17 protein-coding genes and 1 rRNA gene are annotated in these 17987 nt (G+C 44.9%); 11 read left to right on the top strand and 7 right to left on the bottom strand.

What is annotated here, in order from left to right; translation table 11 throughout:
- The first annotated feature begins 129 nt into the window (after nucleotides 1–129).
- Nucleotides 130–669, top strand: a complete 540-nt coding sequence (hemG, locus tag EKG38_RS21750) for a menaquinone-dependent protoporphyrinogen IX dehydrogenase (protein ID WP_126523092.1) — start codon at nucleotides 130–132, stop codon at nucleotides 667–669.
- A gap of 434 nt (nucleotides 670–1103) precedes the next feature.
- The gene (locus EKG38_RS21755; RefSeq protein WP_126523093.1) at nucleotides 1104–1580 is read left to right on the top strand and encodes an energy transducer TonB; all 477 of its coding nucleotides are present in this window, start codon (nucleotides 1104–1106) and stop codon (nucleotides 1578–1580) included.
- A 402-nt stretch (nucleotides 1581–1982) separates the two neighbouring features.
- On the opposite strand, the gene EKG38_RS21765 is transcribed toward EKG38_RS21755, so the two are convergent.
- From EKG38_RS21765 to def, 5 genes are read right to left on the bottom strand one after another with little or no spacing between them, the layout of a single operon-like run.
- The gene (locus EKG38_RS21765; protein WP_126523095.1) at nucleotides 1983–3425 is read right to left on the bottom strand and encodes a TrkH family potassium uptake protein; all 1443 of its coding nucleotides are present in this window, start codon (nucleotides 3423–3425) and stop codon (nucleotides 1983–1985) included.
- Nucleotides 3426–3467: 42 nt separating this feature from the next.
- Nucleotides 3468–4877: a Trk system potassium transporter TrkA gene (trkA, locus tag EKG38_RS21770; RefSeq protein WP_126523096.1), complete on the bottom strand. Its 1410-nt coding sequence runs from the start codon at nucleotides 4875–4877 to the stop codon at nucleotides 3468–3470.
- 9 nt (nucleotides 4878–4886) lie between these two features.
- Nucleotides 4887–6167: a 16S rRNA (cytosine(967)-C(5))-methyltransferase RsmB gene (gene rsmB / locus EKG38_RS21775; protein WP_126523097.1), complete on the bottom strand. Its 1281-nt coding sequence runs from the start codon at nucleotides 6165–6167 to the stop codon at nucleotides 4887–4889.
- A gap of 1 nt (nucleotide 6168) precedes the next feature.
- The gene (gene fmt, locus EKG38_RS21780) at nucleotides 6169–7158 is read right to left on the bottom strand and encodes a methionyl-tRNA formyltransferase (protein WP_126523098.1); all 990 of its coding nucleotides are present in this window, start codon (nucleotides 7156–7158) and stop codon (nucleotides 6169–6171) included.
- A gap of 7 nt (nucleotides 7159–7165) precedes the next feature.
- Nucleotides 7166–7678: a peptide deformylase gene (gene def / locus EKG38_RS21785; RefSeq protein WP_126523099.1), complete on the bottom strand. Its 513-nt coding sequence runs from the start codon at nucleotides 7676–7678 to the stop codon at nucleotides 7166–7168.
- Nucleotides 7679–7804: 126 nt separating this feature from the next.
- Between def and EKG38_RS21790 the strand changes: the two genes are divergently transcribed.
- From EKG38_RS21790 to EKG38_RS21800, 3 genes are all read left to right on the top strand, one after another.
- Nucleotides 7805–8908: a LysM peptidoglycan-binding domain-containing protein gene (locus tag EKG38_RS21790; protein ID WP_126523100.1), complete on the top strand. Its 1104-nt coding sequence runs from the start codon at nucleotides 7805–7807 to the stop codon at nucleotides 8906–8908.
- Nucleotides 8909–9068: 160 nt separating this feature from the next.
- The gene (gene dprA, locus EKG38_RS21795) at nucleotides 9069–10061 is read left to right on the top strand and encodes a DNA-processing protein DprA (protein WP_500691056.1); all 993 of its coding nucleotides are present in this window, start codon (nucleotides 9069–9071) and stop codon (nucleotides 10059–10061) included.
- 2 nt (nucleotides 10062–10063) lie between these two features.
- Complete coding sequence (locus EKG38_RS21800; protein WP_126523102.1) at nucleotides 10064–10537, top strand: DUF494 family protein; 474 nt, start codon at nucleotides 10064–10066, stop codon at nucleotides 10535–10537.
- A 189-nt stretch (nucleotides 10538–10726) separates the two neighbouring features.
- Here EKG38_RS21800 and EKG38_RS21805 read toward each other — a convergent pair whose 3' ends face one another.
- The gene (locus tag EKG38_RS21805; RefSeq protein ID WP_126523103.1) at nucleotides 10727–12499 is read right to left on the bottom strand and encodes a collagenase; all 1773 of its coding nucleotides are present in this window, start codon (nucleotides 12497–12499) and stop codon (nucleotides 10727–10729) included.
- 137 nt (nucleotides 12500–12636) lie between these two features.
- On the opposite strand from EKG38_RS21805, the gene EKG38_RS21810 reads away from it, so the two are divergent.
- From EKG38_RS21810 to EKG38_RS21845, 5 genes are all read left to right on the top strand, one after another.
- The gene (locus EKG38_RS21810) at nucleotides 12637–13200 is read left to right on the top strand and encodes a DNA topoisomerase family protein (protein WP_126523104.1); all 564 of its coding nucleotides are present in this window, start codon (nucleotides 12637–12639) and stop codon (nucleotides 13198–13200) included.
- Between the two features lie 100 nt (nucleotides 13201–13300).
- Nucleotides 13301–13858 (top strand): L-threonylcarbamoyladenylate synthase type 1 TsaC, encoded by a 558-nt coding sequence (tsaC, locus tag EKG38_RS21815; RefSeq protein WP_126523105.1) that lies wholly within the window; start codon nucleotides 13301–13303, stop codon nucleotides 13856–13858.
- A 34-nt stretch (nucleotides 13859–13892) separates the two neighbouring features.
- On the top strand, nucleotides 13893–14813 hold the full coding sequence (gene hemF, locus EKG38_RS21820; RefSeq protein ID WP_126523106.1) for an oxygen-dependent coproporphyrinogen oxidase: 921 nt from the start codon (nucleotides 13893–13895) through the stop codon (nucleotides 14811–14813).
- A gap of 763 nt (nucleotides 14814–15576) precedes the next feature.
- The gene (gene aroE / locus EKG38_RS21840) at nucleotides 15577–16392 is read left to right on the top strand and encodes a shikimate dehydrogenase (protein ID WP_126523109.1); all 816 of its coding nucleotides are present in this window, start codon (nucleotides 15577–15579) and stop codon (nucleotides 16390–16392) included.
- Between the two features lie 14 nt (nucleotides 16393–16406).
- Complete coding sequence (locus tag EKG38_RS21845; RefSeq protein WP_126523110.1) at nucleotides 16407–16685, top strand: DUF1488 family protein; 279 nt, start codon at nucleotides 16407–16409, stop codon at nucleotides 16683–16685.
- A gap of 35 nt (nucleotides 16686–16720) precedes the next feature.
- On the opposite strand, the gene EKG38_RS21850 is transcribed toward EKG38_RS21845, so the two are convergent.
- Nucleotides 16721–17275 (bottom strand): gamma carbonic anhydrase family protein, encoded by a 555-nt coding sequence (locus EKG38_RS21850; RefSeq protein ID WP_126523111.1) that lies wholly within the window; start codon nucleotides 17273–17275, stop codon nucleotides 16721–16723.
- 594 nt (nucleotides 17276–17869) lie between these two features.
- On the opposite strand from EKG38_RS21850, the gene EKG38_RS21855 reads away from it, so the two are divergent.
- Nucleotides 17870–17987 (top strand): 16S ribosomal RNA (locus EKG38_RS21855); the annotation flags it as partial.

A 17987-nucleotide genomic window follows, 5' to 3' on the forward strand; every position in this document is an offset into this window, starting at 1 on the left:
GATAACGAGGATCTCAATTTTTACTTTAAATTATATGAGCTAGAGCTAATTTGTGATCAATTATCCTGTTTATTAATGGACTTACTGTAACAATAGATGAAGATATCAGAATATTAACCGGGTATATCGATGAAATCAGTTCTAGTACTTTATTACTCTCGAGGCGGGCATACCGCTAAGATCAGCCGAGCCATTGCTGAACACATTGAAAATGGTGGCAATAAATGTGCGGTAATGCACATCAGTGAGGCGGTGAAAGAGGGGCTGGACTGGTCAAAGTACGACTGTGTCGCCTTGGGGGCCTGTGTCATGTATGGCACTTACGATAAGAGTGTCTTCGAGTTTACCACTAAACATCAAGTCGCCTTAAGCGAGAAGCCGAGCAGTTTTTACAGTGTTAACGTCGTCGCGCGTAAGCCTGAAAAGCGTGTACCTGAAAATAATAAGTACTTGCAGAAGTTTATCGAGTTATCTCCCTGGAAACCGAAAGATGTCAAAGTCATTGCCGGTAAGGTCGATTACCCATCTTGGCGTTGGTGGGACAGGTTGGCTATTCAGTTGATCATGAAGATGACTGATGGCCCAACGGATCCGAAAACCGTCATCGATTACACCGACTGGGATGATGTTAAGGTCTATGCCGATCACTTAGTGAGTCTGGCTGACTAACATTCAGCTTTGTATTCATATTATTGATAGTCAGCCTTCGAATGAAGGCTGATTACATTTTCTGTTTTGGTTTAGTTGGTATTTGATAGCTTGTTGAAGGTTTAATCTTCATGGTTATCTATCACCTGCGGTGAGCTTATGTGCAGATACTTCTGTGAAACGCCGCAAGCACTTCCATGTGGGCTCGACGATGGCATCCTTGCCATCAACGTTCGCAGTCGCATCTACACCCGTTCATCTATCTCTTCGATTTGAGTTTGATTTCTACCGCCAGACTAGCGGTAGAATCTAATGCACGTTGTGTTTAAGAAAGATCTTGTATTAAATAGCTATTAAATCAGTGGCTAACTAAAGTACTTGGTGATAGGTTGCTGATTGTTAAGGGTGGTGAAGTTCGCACTATACAAAGGTTAGGAATACAAAAGGAGTTTGGCATGAATCGGTATATTTTAGGAATAGTAGGGACACTTGCTTTAGTTGGTTGTAAAACGACACCGACCGAGCAATATCAAGATTTACAGTTAACTGAAGCTGAATTGCTTTCGGAAAAATGGGAAAAATTAGAACGCTTTCCTCCCTTATATCCCATTGAAGATGCGAGAGCAGGAAAAGAAGGCTGTGCTTCGGTTGAGTATGTTATTACTCAAGGTTACGAAATTAGAGATATTAAAGTTGTTTCCTCAACTAGTAAACACTTTGCTAAACAAGCAAAACTTAACGTAAAAAAATGGAAATGGTCTGAATTATCTAAAGGTATTGTCCAAGAGCCTATTAAAACCAATACTCAATTTCAGTTTTGCTTAGAAACTGGAGATGGTCATTGCTCGGAAAAAGATTCTTTTGAAAATAGCCAGTGCAGCGGCGAAGATGTTATTTATTCTATTGGTTATAGAGTTAAACGTAGTGGGTGACAATTGCTAACAAACTGTTAGATCAGGACCAAATACAGTTAGCTGTGTTTGGTTTCTCAACAATTTTAGCCAACTGTAATAAGCCGTTTATTGCGGCTGCCATACTTTCCCTAATCAAAACCTCATGAGTTAGAGACTAACTATTAACTCATTTCAGCTTAGAGCTGTATTCATAACTAAAAATTTACGTCGGAGAGATAAACACTCAAGTGTAGATACGGCTGAGGACGTTGGTGGCAAGGATGCCACCGTCGAGCTTACATGGATGTACTTGCAGCGTGCCGAAGAAGTATCTGCACATTCAGCGAGCCGCAGGCTATAAATTACATAGAGGTCATGGTTTCCCATAAAACGACTAAATACACATTTCCCTTGATAAAGTATCGATCCAAGTACTTCGAACTAGTATTTCCAAAAGCCTGGGTGAAACAGCACAGCTACCGTCAGGATCTCCAATCGACCCAATAGCATGCCGATTGCCAGTGCCCACTTGGCGACATCAGGCAAGGTCGAGAAATTACCCGCCGGTCCGATAGTGTGCCCAAGCCCGGGACCAACATTTGTTACCGCAGTTACTGCGCCGGTAAAACTGGTGGTGGGATCGAGTCCGGTCATCACCAGGATGACGGACAGTACGACGATAACCAGCATAAACAGCAACACGAAGGCTACCAGCGAACGGACAATATCTTCGCTTATCACCCGGTTGTTGTATCTTTCTTTAAAGACGCCATTGGGGTGGAATTGCTGCTTGAGTTGCTCCCGCATAATCGCGATGGCTATCTGGAATCGGAAAATCTTGATGCCGCCGGATGTAGAGCCAGAACAACTGCCTACAAACATCAAAAACAGGAAGGCGACATTGGCTAATGCCCCCCAAGCCGTGTAATCGGTGAGACCATAACCTGTAGTCGTTACCACAGATACGACATTAAAGCTGGCTAAACGTAGTGCATCGATTGGCGTCATTTCATGACCCAGCCATAACCAGAAGGCCAGGCCAAAAGATACTGTCGATAAAAATAACAGGAACCCTTTAACCTGAGCATCATTCCAAACCCACAGAGATCTATGCTGAATACAGTTGACGAAGATTAATAATGGTAAGCCTCCGGCAGCCATAAAGAGAGTGCCTACCCAATGCGCCTGATTGGAAAAGGCTGCCATAGAGCTATCAGAGGTAGAGTAGCCCCCCGTCGACAGTGTTGTCATCGAGTGGTTGATGGCTTCAAACCAGCTCATACCAGCCCAGTGGTAGGCGAGACCGCAGCAAATGGTCAAGAAGATGTAGATATAGAAAAGGTGCTTAGCCATATCTTGAGTGCGAGGAATCGCCTTATCACTCCAGTCGGATGACTCGGTTCTGAATAATCTCATGCCACCGACATTGAGGAAGGGAAGTACGGCAACGGCCATCACGATAAAACCTATACCGCCCATCCATTGGAGCAGAGAGCGCCAGATCAATATGCTGTGATCCATGTTGTCCAGGCCAGATAAGACGGTCGATCCAGTTGTCGTTATGCCGGACATGGTTTCAAAAAATGCGTCGGTATAATTAATGCCGTGATAGAGGGTGAATGGCATTGCGGCAAAAAAGCTAACGATTAACCAGGTTAAGCTGGTCAACAGAAACATATCACGGATGTTCAGGTGAAGTTGATGACCTCGGCCCTGATGCATGCAGGCACTGGCACATGTACCGGTGAACAGCGAGGCTATCATAAATGCGCCCACCGTTTCTTCGCCATAAAACAGGGCAAAGAAAAGTGGGACGAACATAAATACTGTCAGCGTCGACAGAAATATGCCCAAAATAAACAGCAGAGGTCGAAGATTCAGCATGACGACTCAACCCTTTGAAAAGCGTCGGTTGACGATAAGGTGCTAGAAGAAAAAAGCACTTGGTTGGAACAGCTTTTCGACTTCACCGATAAACTTCTTATTTACCAGAAAGAGAATGACGTGATCGCCTTGTTCGATGACGGTTTTATCATGAGCCATCAGTACCTCTTCGTCACGGACGATAGCACCGATGGTCGTGCCGGGGGGTAACTTGATATTACCTATCTGTTTACCAACAACTTTTGACGTTTTTGAGTCGCCATGAGCAATAGCTTCGATAGCTTCGGCTGCGCCGCGCCTGAGTGAATACACATTACAGATATCACCCTGACGAATATGGGTGAGCAGTGCCGAGATAGTCGCTTGTTGTGGAGATATTGCGATATCGATATTAGCCTCTTGAACGATATCCACATAAGCTTCGCGTTGGATCAACACCATCACCTTCTTCGCGCCCATGCGTTTAGCCAGCAGGGCTGCCATGATATTGGCTTCATCGTCATTGGTTACCGCAATAAATACGTCTGTTTGATCGATATGCTCCTCGAGCAGTAGCTCTTGATCTGAGGCATCACCACAAAAAACAGTGGTGTTTTCGAGTTTTTCAGACAGCTCTTCTGCGCGCTCTTGTCGATGTTCAATCAGTTTTACCGAGTGATTCCGCTGTAGCTGCTGAGCGAGCCCGAAACCGATATTACCGCCGCCCGCTATCATAATATTACGATAGGAGTTATCCAGTTTCTGCATCTCACTCATGACAGCGCGAACATGACGGCTATCGGCGACGAAGAAAACTTCATCATCGGCTTCAATAATCGTGGTGCCGCGAGGCATAATGGGGCGTCCCTGCCTGAAGATGGCTGCTACTCGGGTATCAATATTCGGCATATGTTCGCGAAGAGCGGCCAGTGCGTTACCTACGAGGGGCCCACCATAATAGGCTTTCACTGCGACAAGGCTTAGACGCCCCTCGGCAAACTCGAGAACCTGTAGGGCACCGGGGTACTCGACCAGCCTGCGAATATAAGCAGTAACGAGCTGTTCGGGTGCGATCAGCTCATCAATAATAAAACCGCCACGAGGACTATTATCATTTTTTTTGGTTTCGGTGTTGATAAACAACTTATCCCGCAAGGCAAGATATTGCTCGGAGCGGATCCTGGCAATCTTAGTCGGTGTACCGAAAAGCGTGTATGCCATCTGACAGGCCGACATGTTGCACTCATCACTGTTGGTGACGGCAATCAGCATATCGGCATCTTCGGCGCCAGCCTCTTTTAAGACATTTGGATGAGCACCATGACCGAAAACAACCCGCAGATCATACTTGTCCTGCAGCGAACGTAATCGACTTCTATCGTTATCGACGATAGTGATGTCATTATTTTCGCCGACTAAGTTTTCGGCTAATGTGCCACCAACCTGACCTGCACCTAAAATGATAATTTTCATGGCGTTGCTTTATCCCTTTACCAACCGAGCGTAGTAAAATCCATCCATATTCTCCAATCCCGGTGTAATTTGCCATCCAATATCATCAGGGTGGTTTTGCTCATCGATTGGAACGAGAGTCGCGTCTTCGGCTCTCTCCAGGAAGGCACGGATCTGCTGTTCGTTTTCCTGAGGAAGGATTGAGCAAGTCGCGTAGAGCAGTGTGCCACCGGGCTTGAGCCACTGCCAACAGTGATCTAATATCTTACTCTGCAGTGAGGCCAACTCTTCAATATCGGATTGTTTTCTTAGCCATTTGATATCTGGATGACGACGGATAACACCAGTTGCCGAACAGGGGGCATCGAGAAGGATGCGGTCAAACTTATCTCCTTGCCACCATGAATCGATATCGGCGGCGTCGCCATGGATCAGTTTTGCGTTGAGGGAAAGACGGTCCAGGTTTTGCTGAACCCGTTCGAGACGGTTGGCGTCAAAATCAACGGCGACTAATTCAATATTGGGAGCTTGTTCTAATAGGTGACAAGTCTTACCGCCTGGTGCCGCGCAAGCATCGAGGATTAATTCCCCATCGATTGGGGCTAGTAGAGTTGCAGCCCATTGAGCCGCACCGTCCTGAACCGAGGCCGCTCCTTCCTCAAAGCCGGGAAGTTGCATTACATCTTTAGGGCTCTCGAGTAAGATGGCATCACTACTCTTACCTGCCGAAGCTTCTATCTCTACTTCGGCAAGCGAGGTTAAGTACTCATCGCGAGTTTGCGATAGCTTATTGTTGCGTAACCACATAGGTGGACGTTGATGGCTTTGCTCAACGATCTCTTTCCAGTTTTTGGGATAAGCCTCTTTGAGTCGCTTGATGATCCAGGCCGGCGTATTGAGAGCTAAGGTTTCGTTGTCTGTAGGCAGTGGCTTCTCTTGACGCTGAATATTGCGCAGTACACCGTTGACAACCTTTACCAGACCTTCAAATTTGAGTTGTCGGCAGGCTTCTGCGGTTTCTGAAATGGCTGCATGGCTCGGGATGCGGGTAAAATAAAGTTGATAGCAGCCAACGAGTAACAGTTGATGCAGTATCCTTTGCTTGCCCTTCAGAGGTTTACTCATGCAGTCACTGACCAATTTATCAAGCTGAGGCAGGTGGCGCATGACGCCATAGCAGAGCTCGGCCATTAGCGCCTTATCTTTACCACTTTCAAGGTGTCTTTGCTGATCCGGCAGGGCGACAGACAATGAAATCCCTTTTTCTAACACCTGAAATACGACCTTGGCCGCTAATGCTCGCAAATTCATGTTACTCAGCCTCTTTTGCCGCTGGCTCTTTGCCAATCAGCTTTTTACTATTTAAGAGCGTGCCAGGAGTAAACCACTCCCCACGAGAATTCAAAATGTCGCCGACACTCAATGGCTTCTTGCCTGGCAACTGCATATTAAGCAGAGTTAACACGCCGTCACCTGTGGCAATATCTATACCCTGTTTACCCGCCGCAATAATGGTACCTGCAGGTGCATCACTGCTGAGGTTGCTGACCGCGGACTCTCTTACTTTGATACTGGCATCCTGGTGAGTAAAGTGGCTGATAGGCCATGGGTTAAAGGCTCTGATCTCACGCCACAGTTCGAGCGCAGATTTATTCCAGTCCAGCTCAGCCTCCTCTTTGCTGAGCTTCTCTGCGTAATTAGCCAGACTTTCATCCTGTTTCTCTGCCGCTAACTCACCTTTAGCTAATCCGGTCAGTGCCTCAATCAAGGCATCAGGTCCCTGTAAAGCCAGTTTTTCATAGAGACTCGCCGAAGTATCGTTATCTTCAATCGGTAACCGGGTCTTCAATAGCATGTCGCCGGTATCCAGACCGATATCCATCTGCATGATGGTGACGCCTGTTTCTGTGTCACCAGCCCAAAGGGCGCGCTGGATTGGCGCCGCACCGCGCCAGCGAGGTAATATTGAGCCATGTACATTAATACACCCAAGTTTAGGCGTATCGAGCACTACTTTTGGCAAGATTAATCCGTAGGCGACAACCACCATAATATCGGCATTTAAGCCAGCCAACTCTGCTTGAGCCTGTTCATCACGAAGAGACTTTGGCTGAAAGACGGGAAGGTTATGCTCGATGGCCAAACTTTTTACCGGACTCGCTTGCAGTTTCTTTCCGCGTCCGGCCGGCCTATCCGGTTGTGAATAAACACCGATAATATTGTGTTCTGAATCGATCAGTGCTTGCAGATGGCGAGCCGCGAAATCTGGAGTACCAGCAAAAATAATGTTTAATGGTTTCAAGTACGGTTTATCCTTGTTTGGCTTCGAGCCTGGCTGCTTTTTCGAGTTTCTGTTTGATTCTTTGTCGTTTTAAGGGCGACAGGTAATCCACAAATAACTTACCGTTGAGGTGGTCTAATTCGTGTTGCAGACATATCGCAAACAGCCCGTCTGCATCTAAGGTGAACTCAACACCTTCACGGTCGAAAGCCTTAATCGTTACCGACTCGGCGCGATCTACGTTGGCATAGATGCCGGGGACAGAGAGACAGCCTTCTTCATTGGTACAACTGCCATCACGGGCAATTATCTCCATATTGATGAACACCGTGGGTCTCTCTACGTCATCTTGTAGATCCATGATTATCAATTGTTGATGAAAATCGACTTGCGTTGCGGCCAGTCCGATCCCCTTCTCTTCATACATGGTGTCGAACATATTATCGACTTGAACCTGCAGATCAGCGTTAAACTCTGCTACAGGCTTCGCAATCGTGCGTAATCTCTCATCGGGAAAACGTAAAACTTTTAATAAACTCATACATAAACTCTTAACAAGTCTGTCAAATCATTATCAGTTGGTTATACTGACATTTAGTTAATGGCTTAATTTTAATCCTTAGCGGCATTCAATAACAGTAAAAGCTCTATTAAAAGAGCAAACAGCATGGAAAACCCCATGAAACGACTAATTTTACTCGCTTTAATGATAATAAGTTGCTCGTTCGTGTTCGCGGATACTTTGACATTGAAGTCCGGACACCCTGATTCTTATGTTGTAAAGAAGGGAGACACCCTCTGGGATATCTCTGAGCATTTTTTAAATGATCCCTGGCGTTGGCCTAAACTCTGGGGCGCAAACCCGCAAATAGCCAACCCTCATCTTATTTATCCGGGGGATCGACTCACCTTAGTCTTTATCGACGGTGAACCAAGATTAGTGGTTAAGCCGCATATTCGCAAAAGCCCTGAAGGTAGAATAATGCCAAAGGATGGGGCTATTCCGGCAGTTGATCTATCACTCATTCGACCATTCCTGGTGCAAAATAGAGTTGTAGACGGTGATTGGTTTGATGAGCAGCCTATGGTTATGGGCGGCGAAAGTGATTCCAAATATCATATCGCTAGCGATATTATCTATGTTCAAGATCAGCTTACCTTAGGTGATAAATTTGGCGTGTATGCTCAAGGCCGTGAGTTTGTTAGCAAGGAAGAGGGTGAGCCCTTGGGACGAGAGGTGATATTGACGGCAAGTGGCCGTGTCATCGAATCCGGACCTATTTCTAAAGTCAGGTTGCTGAGTAATTTTCGTGAAACGAAAGCCGGATATCGAGTCTTACCGATCGAAGATGATTCCCTGCTCTCCGCTTATTTCATGCCCAGAGCCGCTAAGCTGGAAACTCCGGCAACGGTAATCGCTTCTGATAAGAAGAATAGAGAGATGGGTAAGCTGGATGTTGTCTACATAGATAAAGGGAATGAGGATGGGGTGGAAGCCGGGCATGTGTTCTCTATCTTCAGAGAGGGTGTCGATATCGTTATCAACGGCGATGGCCAGCCTGTACTGCCCCAGGATCGTAGTACCTATGAAAGTTTATTGACTGGCATATCCTCCGATAACGCTGTAAAAATGCCAGATATTTATCGTGGAAAGCTTATGGTGTTCAAGGTATTTGATAGAACCAGCTTGGCCTTGATCGTGGTAAATGAAAGGCCTGTGCGGGTCGACGATAAACTTATTCAGCCAAATTCCCTATTGGCTAGTGATTAGCTTTAGTTTATCTATAACTGAAATATTGAGATCGATTACGAGGTGATCAATTACTGAAAAGCTGGTCGATTGGCTGGTTGTTAGTGCTGTATCCGGGCTCGGACCAGCCCGGATTCAACAATTACTCAACTACATGGATGTAGAGGAACTTAGGCAGAGATTGGAGCATGAGAAAGATGCTTTGCCTCTACCGGAGAGTCTGCTCAAACGTGAGCTTGTCCCCGATTTTTCTCTTGTCGATTCGGCATTAGACTGGTTACAAAGGTCATTACATCACCATATTGTCACTTTAGATGACCCCCATTATCCGAATTTGTTGAAACAGATCTCCGATCCTCCACCGATATTGTTTATTAAAGGTGAGCCCGATACGCTTCTTCTACCGAGTATTGCCGTTGTTGGAAGCCGCGCAGCAACGAGTTCGGGTTTACAATCAGCTTACCAACTGGCGGGTGAACTCGGGTCGCTTGGTTTTTCTGTATCCAGTGGGCTGGCGGCGGGAGTCGATGGCGCAGCACATCAGGCATGTATTGATAACAATGCCAAAACCGTCGCGGTATTGGGAACGGGGGTTGAAGTTATTTATCCTCGTAGACATAAGAAGCTATATGATGAAATTCAATGCCATGGTGCCGTCATAAGCGAGTTTTGGCCGGATGTCAGACCTTATGCTGGAAATTTTCCGAAACGAAACAGGATTATCAGCGGTCTATCATTAGGTACGCTTGTTGTTGAGGCCTGTCGGAAAAGTGGCTCATTAATCACCGCCCGATTGGCGTTGGAGCAGGGAAGAGAGGTGTTTGCGGTTCCGGGGAGTATTTTGGGTGGACAGAGTCAGGGTTGTCATGACCTATTGCGAGATGGTGCAAAACTTGTCGAGAATGCGGCCGATATAATAGAAGAAGTGTCAGCTTTATGTGATTTTCACCTTGAAGAATTGAAAAGTCGTCACCATATAGGGGGGGAGAACGCTTCAGATTTGCCATTTACCTCACTGTTAGCTAGTGTTGGTTATGAGGCCACTCCAATTGATGTTGTGGTTGAGCATAGTGGAAAAGCCATAGAGTTAGTATTAGAGCAAATGCTTGAACTTGAGCTACAAGGTTGGGTCGCTGTAGTACCCGGTGGTTATGTAAGACTAAGGAGGAGCTAGCCATGTTTGATATCCTCATGTATCTATTTGAAAACTATGTTCACAGCGAAGTAGAATTCTTAGTGGATGAAGATGAGCTTACTCAGGAGCTCACTCGTGCTGGTTTTCATCAGTCCGACATTATTAAAGCATTATCTTGGCTTGAAAACTTAGCCGAGCTACAAGAGGGTGATAAACCATATCTTTGTGATCATGCCCAACACTCTTTCCGAATTTATACTCAGAAAGAGATGGATAAGCTTGATGTCGAATGTCGTGGCTTTCTACTTTTTCTTGAGCAAATTAAAGTGCTCAGTGTAGAAACTCGTGAAATGGTGATCGATCGGGTCATGGAGCTGGATGAGATGGCCCTGATTCTGGAAGATCTTAAGTGGGTTGTTTTAATGGTGTTATTTAATGCTCCAGGAAATGAGTCTGCTTATGAACAGATGGAAGATCTGATCTTTGAGCAACCCGATGGACGATTACACTCTTAACTTCGCTTGAAATAAGAAGGAGGCATACGCCTCCTTTTTTTGTGTCTGACCGTAAATGTTCCAGACATTTATCGGCATTCCCGCCATGACCCACAGGGATGTGGGAAATGCCATAAAGGTATCTGGAGTATCTTTGGCCCGTGGCAGTCAGAACACTTATGTCACTCTTTCCTATAGCATTCAAACAGATTAATAGTGCTGGTGTTGCTTGTCTTGTTTCAGGTGCCCAGGTTTTAAGTAATCCCGATAGCTATATCTGTTTTGCTTATTGAGTCTGGGCTTAGTTTTCTCTTCGCTATCATCAAACTGTTCCACCTGCACATTTAGCCAATCTGAAAATTGAGCCTGATGGTCAGTGAGTTTAGCCATTAACTCAGCGTAACCTTCAAAGTAATCCGTTTTTAAATAATGACTCAATTGAACGAAATCTGAATGGTGGTTTTCAACCAGAAAGCGCACTGCCATATAACTCCATTTATAGGTTCTGTCTTGCCCATCTTTATACTCAGTGGCAAAAATTTCTTCAAGGCTGGGTGCCTTATCAATATCTTTTTTGATCACTTTTAGCGTATTTGGATTGTCGTTGCCCTTGGATATGTATTCGGCTAGGCCCTCTGACCACCACACCATTTTTTCCGGGAAGTGCCCGAATCCACCATATTTGACGAAATGCCCATCGAGGTAATGTACGTACTCATGATTTAAATTCCAGATAGCAAATTCGGGTTCGATCCAGAACTGTCGGTAGGCGAAGAATGTCGCCTGGTTGCCTGGTTTTGACGGAGTGCCTTCGATATACATGCCACCATTATCAGTATCTATGTCGAAAAGCAGTTGTCCGTATGCGTTGTACTGGCTCCAGTTTTTAAACGCCACCACACGCAGTGCATTGTTGAAATCATTGGCGGTAGGCTGATATTGGGTTTCCAACACTTGATGAAAGTTGGTCTCTTGGGAGGTGAGTTTACTGCAGCTTGTCGCTAGCTCTTGTTCATTTAGGTCTTGTGCCAGAATGAACAAGCTATCAGAGCAGGAATGCTTGATAGGCAGAATATCTTGTAATTTAGGTATTCGGCAGATCTCACTATTGCTTTCGCATGCTTCTTTACCCGCAAAAGCGTTAACATGATAGCCTAGGGTATAAGTCTCTTTAGCTTTCTCACCGCGTAACTTTACGTCTTGTTTAGCTATGTCGGCAACCGCATAGTCTACTCTCTGCTCTGCAGGCGTTGGCTTATCATTCTCACTTGACGGCAGCGCTAAACGATATAGCCCCAGAGCCCAATAAGCATTAGCCTTAGGCCAGTCATTACCGGACCTTATGCTTGTCGTTGATGCTGCAAATTCAAGTAGAGGACGCGCCAAACCCTGTTCTACCAATAACTTGTTAAGATCTCCATCCGCTTCTTTTCTGGCTGCATTTAATAGTAGGCCGTAGGCTCTAAGCGTTTCCCAAAGGGCGTAGTCATTATCCGTATTGGAAGCGCTCTGTCCGAGAGAGAATAGTTGTGAGTCGAGCTGGGGTAAGAGGGTGGCAAGTTGTGCTGCGCGTTCACTATTAGCGTAGTAACGATACAGGGTAACTCCATATTGTTCCTGTAGCCGAGAGGAGTGACTCAACAACTCATTATTAGCGAGTTGTTTAAGCCCAAAGGTGAGTGATTCATAGCTTGTGTCATCAAGCTCATCGATGGGCCCAAAATAGCTAAACGCACGTAGATAATAAAGAAGGTTATCGGCCTGCTGCTGATCGCTTGTTGTCGCTAAGGCAAGTGTTACCTGTTCAAATACATTTTTGTTTAACTGCGGGTTACTGGCATCAAAAAGTGAATCTTTATTCGTCTGGTTAATCTGGCTGACGAGTGTCTGGTCTACTATTAAGTTGGGGGAGCTGCTACACCCATTTAATGTCATGAGTGCGGGAGATATAAGCGTGATGGCAATAAGAGAATGGCGAAACATGATAACCCCTTGTGTTTTTTGTATACAATATACTTGTGTTATTGCCATATAGCCAAGGTTAATTAGTCGCAATTGCCATTTCCCTGCATTGTCATTGCTTGATAAAATATGAACATCATCTGGTAAGTGAGATAACCATGTCTAAAATCGATCAACAGCTATTTAGCTCCCATGAGCATGCACTCGAGAAAGAGTTTGAGCTTTGTCCAAAATGTGGCTGTGAACTATCGATAAAAAATAGTAAACATGGTGGTTTCATCGGCTGTAATAACTATCCGACCTGTGATTATACCCGGCCGCTGGTGCAGCACGAGTCGATAGAAACCCAGGTGATTGAGGGCTCTCAATGTCCTGAGTGTGGACACGAGTTAGCCGTAAAATCCGGACGATTTGGCATTTTCATCGGTTGTACTCAATATCCTGAGTGTAAACATATCGAGAAACAAGACCAAGAGGTGGGAGGGGAAGAGATACCTTGCCCCATCTGTAATAAGGGCCATATTGAGCATCGAACCAATCGTTTCGGCAAAAGCTTCTATGCATGCAGTGGTTACCCTAAGTGTAAATTTCTGGTTAATTACCCACCAGTGCATGAAACATGTCCCGACTGTGGTTTTGGTATTTTGGTTGAACGTAAGGGAGCGGCTGGGGCACGTTTAGAATGCCCGAAAAAACAATGTAAGTATAAGCGTGCCCTATAGGGCGTGATTGTTAGTATTAGGGAACTCTGTATAATTCCATTCATCGAATTAGTGGTGTTTAAACCGCTTGGGTAAGCAAGTTTTTCTTTAAGGTTTTGTTATGTTGGAACAGGCTCCAGACGAGGTTCAGGAGATTATCGAACAGGGCGGTGTCGTGGCATACCCGACTGAAGCGGTCTATGGATTAGGCTGTGATCCTGATAATGATGAAGCAATAACCAAGTTGCTTGCATTAAAGAAGCGCCCCTGGCAGAAAGGGCTTATCTTGGTTGCCAGTGATTATCAACAATTACTCCCCTATATTGATGAATCAAAACTAACCAATGAGCAGTTAAACAGGGTCTTTGTTAAGTGGCCTGGACCATTCACCTTTATCATGCCGATTAAGCCAGGGCTTTCAAATCTGCTATGTGGCAGTTTTAATTCACTCGCGGTTAGAGTGTCTTCCCATTCTACTATTCAAACTATCTGTCAGAGACTTGGTAAGCCGTTGGTTTCGACTAGCGCCAACCATGCCGGCGAACCACCTGCGATGAGCAGTGAAGAGATCATTGCCAAATTTGATGGTGAGATCGATGCCCTGATAGCCGGCTCTCTTGGAGCTGAGCGCAAACCTTCAACAATCGTCGATGCGATCAGTGGCAAAGTGTTACGTTAGACAATAGAAAGATAAATAATAAAAAGGAATCATTATGTCTGTGCCAGACACCAGTGTAGTCAAGGCGTTTTTACTCGATCTTCAACAGCGAGTCTGTGAAGGTTTGGAGCAGTTGGATGGAGAAGGGACGTTTGAAGCTGATTCCTGGAAGCGTGAAGAGGGAGGTGGCGGTACGAGCCGTGTATTAACTAATGGCAAAGTATTCGAGCAGGCAGGTGTAAACTTTTCTCATGTTACCGGTGCTGCAATGCCAGCATCGGCAACGGCTAACAGACCCGAACTTGCAGGCCGTAGTTTTGAGGCGATGGGGGTTTCTTTAGTTATTCACCCGAAAAATCCATTTATTCCTACCACTCATGCCAATGTTCGTTTCTTTATCGCTAAAAAAGAGGGAGCAGATCCTGTTTGGTGGTTTGGCGGTGGTTTCGACCTTACTCCCTATTACCCGTTTGAAGAGGATGTAATTGAATGGCACCAGAATGCCCATGATTTATGTCAGCCATTTGGAGAATCTGTTTATCCAAAATATAAGAAGTGGTGTGATGAATACTTCTTCTTACCCCATCGCAATGAAACTCGCGGTGTTGGCGGTTTATTCTTCGACGATCTCAATCAAGACGGGTTTGAAAAAAGCTTCGAGTTTATGCAGGCTGTCGGTAATGGTTTCTTAACTTCATACGCTTCAATTGTCGATCGCCGTAAAGATACAGAATATGGCGAAAAAGAGCGGGAGTTCCAGTTATATCGTCGAGGGCGCTATGTTGAGTTTAATCTCGTCTACGACAGAGGAACCTTGTTTGGCTTGCAAACAGGTGGCCGAACCGAGTCGATATTGATGTCTATGCCGCCGCTAGTTCGTTGGCAGTACGCATATACACCGGAACAAAATTCGGCTGAAGCACTCCTTTATACCGACTTCTTAAAACCGAAAGATTGGTTAGGCTTAGAAAAGTAAATATTGTTTATCGGCATAGGCAGAGGAGTGGTATCAGAACGACTCTGATGTCTATGCAGTATTCCGAGCCCATAGTCCGTTGGCAGTACGCTTATACACCGGAAGAAAATTCGGCTGAAGCACTTCTTTATACCGACTTCTTAAAACCGAAGGACTGGTTAGGCTTAGAAAAGTAAATATTGTTTACCAGCATAGGCTGAGGAGTGTTATCAGAACGACTCTGATGTCTATGCTCTATTCCGGGCCCATAGTTCGTTGGCAGTACGCATATACACCGGAAGAAAATTCGGCTGAAGCACTTCTTTATACCGACTTCTTAAAACCAAAGGACTGGTTAGGCTTAGAAAAGTAAATATAGTTTACTAGCATAGGCTGAGGAGTGTTATCAGAACGACTCTGATGTCTATGCAGTATTCCGAGCCCATAGTTCGTTGGCAGTACGCCTATACACCGGAAGAAAATTCGGCTGAAGCACTTCTTTACACCGACTTATTAAAACCGAAGGATTGGTTAAATTTAGAAGAGAAATTGATTAGTAAGAATAACCATTAAGCTCAATATTATGATTATTGTTTACGAATATTGCCGGCTAAGGTACTTATGGCCTCAAATGTTGCGGCTCGATTTTCCACCCCTTTAATCTCAATATCGAGCTTGGAAATCAAAAAATGCCAATAATATGAAGAGTAATCAATTGCGCCAAAGTATAGTCTGAGTAGACTAGTAAAACTCTTGTAAAGCCCTCCTATATTTGAGACCAGTCATGACTGATAAATATGCCGTTTTCGGCAACCCCATTGCCCATAGTAAATCTCCGCTGATCCATGGCTTTTTTGCGAAAGACACGGCACAAGATCTGGAGTATGAAGCAATACTCGCTCCGGTCGATGAGTTTGCTTCAAGTTTAGGGGAGTTTTGGAAAAGAGGTGGTAAGGGGGCCAATGTCACAGTGCCCTTTAAAGAGCAGGCGTTTAACTTGTGTGACGAGCTAAGTGAAGAGGCTAAGTTAGCTGGTGCGGTGAATACCTTAACGGTGCAAGCTAACGGTGTGATCCGGGGGGATAATACCGATGGTTTAGGGTTAGTGGCTGACTTGAAAAGACACATGGGTGAGCTTAACGGTTTAACTGTTTTACTGGTGGGTGCTGGTGGGGCGTCCAGAGGAAGTGTCTTGCCGTTACTACAATCGGGTATCAGCAAGCTCACAATCGTTAATCGGACACAAGTCAAAGCAGAGCGACTGGTTGAAATCTTTTCTGGATATGGTGAGGTTTGTGCTTTGCCAATGGAGCATGATAATCAAAGCTATGACATCATTATTAACTCAACTTCTTCAAGTTTGACTGGAGAGGTTCCTAATTTGTCGACTCAAGTTATAGCTACGAGTACCGTTTGCTACGATATGATGTATGGAAAAGAGCCAACATCTTTTAATGTTTGGGCAAAAGAGCAAGGCGCAAAATTGACTTTAGATGGTTTAGGTATGTTAGTTGGTCAAGCTGCCCAAAGTTTTGCTATTTGGCGCAAGGTTAAACCGAGTGTAGAACCTGTATTAGCTGAACTTAGAGCACAGCTTTAAAAAGCAGAGGTCACATGAATCAGAATATTTTGTTTCCCGATCTACAAGACTGGGATGAGAAAACGCAATCAGTGGTATTTCCGGCTCAGGTACAAGGTGCGAATCTTGAATGTCGTATAGGATTGCCTAAGCTATCCGAAATGGCTTTAACACTCTTAAAAAGTTCCGACAGCGATATCAAAGAGAAAGCGTTAACCTTATTTGAAGAGTATAGGTTCGATATTGAAGAAGAGGTTGAAACACTCATCGAACGCGAGTCATTCGATGAGCAAGGTCGGCTCGTAGTAAAGTAAGAACCTATTAATAAGCACCAGTCAAAGATTGATGACTAGACCTCTTCCAGGTACTCATCTTTCAGTTTGACGTAGTTATCAGCAGACTGAGGCAAGAAGGCTAACTCAGTTTCGGTTAATTCTCGAACCAGTTTCGCTGGGCTACCTACATATAAGTGACCACTCTTTAATACCTTACCAGGAGGAACTAAAGAGCCCGCGCCCAAAATCACATCATCTTCCAGTATCGCACCATCAAGAATGATTGCGCCCATGCCAACTAATATGCGGTTACCAACAGTGCAACCATGCAACATAGCTTTATGGCCGATAGTAACATCATCACCAATAAGTAAAGGATTGCCATCAGGTTTGGCATTGGACTTACGGGTAACATGTAAAACGGTTCCATCTTGAACGTTAGATCGCTTCCCAATTCTAATATGGTTAACATCACCGCGAGCGGCTACCAAAGGCCAGATGCTTGCATCTTCATCAAGGAATATGTCTCCAACCAGTACGCAAGCTTCATCTACATACACATTATCCTTAAGTTCAGGAGTTATTCCTTTATAAGAGCGTAATGATTGAGTTTTTTTCAAGATGGTCATCAGTAAAAGTCCTTAAAATAGCGGTTTCAGGCATTATAAAGCTTAAAAAGTAGCTAGTCAGGGGGTTTTATCGACAAACAGTAAGGGAACAACACTTTTCATGATAAAAGCGCTTGCGCTGTTTCAGGATCTCCCTATAATGCGCATCCACTGACACGGCAAAGCAGTCTTTCAAAGCGTTAAGCAGAGTAAGGCAGAAACGAGTCAGGGCAACAAGTTCGCTAAGTTTTACAAGAGTTTTTAACTCGTTTTAAACGATTAAAAATCTTTTAAGAAAAGCACTTGACGCCAACCAAGGGAAGTGTAGAATACGCCCCCTCAAGCCAACGACCTAGCGTCTAACGGCAGCATCTGAAAGATTGATGCTAACGCTCTTTAACAAGTTGAAACAAGAAATCTGTGTGGACACTCACAGGTGTTGAGTTATTCGAAATTGCTTCTTAGGAAGCAATCAAAAATTTAACTCGATGAACCACTGAGTGACCATAGCAATATGTAAACTTCATTAATCTTCGGATTGATGAAAAACAGTATAATTCATTGAGCCGTTTTGCTCACACTCTTAGTTGAGTAAGTGAGTAAAACAAAAAACTTTAATTGAAGAGTTTGATCATGGCTCAGATTGAACGCTGGCGGCAGGCCTAACACATGCAAGTCGAGCGGAAACGGAGATAGCTTGCTATCAGACGTCGAGCGGCGGACGGGTGAGTAA

Origin of the sequence: Shewanella canadensis (genome assembly GCF_003966225.1) — a bacterium.
GTDB lineage: Bacteria > Pseudomonadota > Gammaproteobacteria > Enterobacterales > Shewanellaceae > Shewanella > Shewanella canadensis.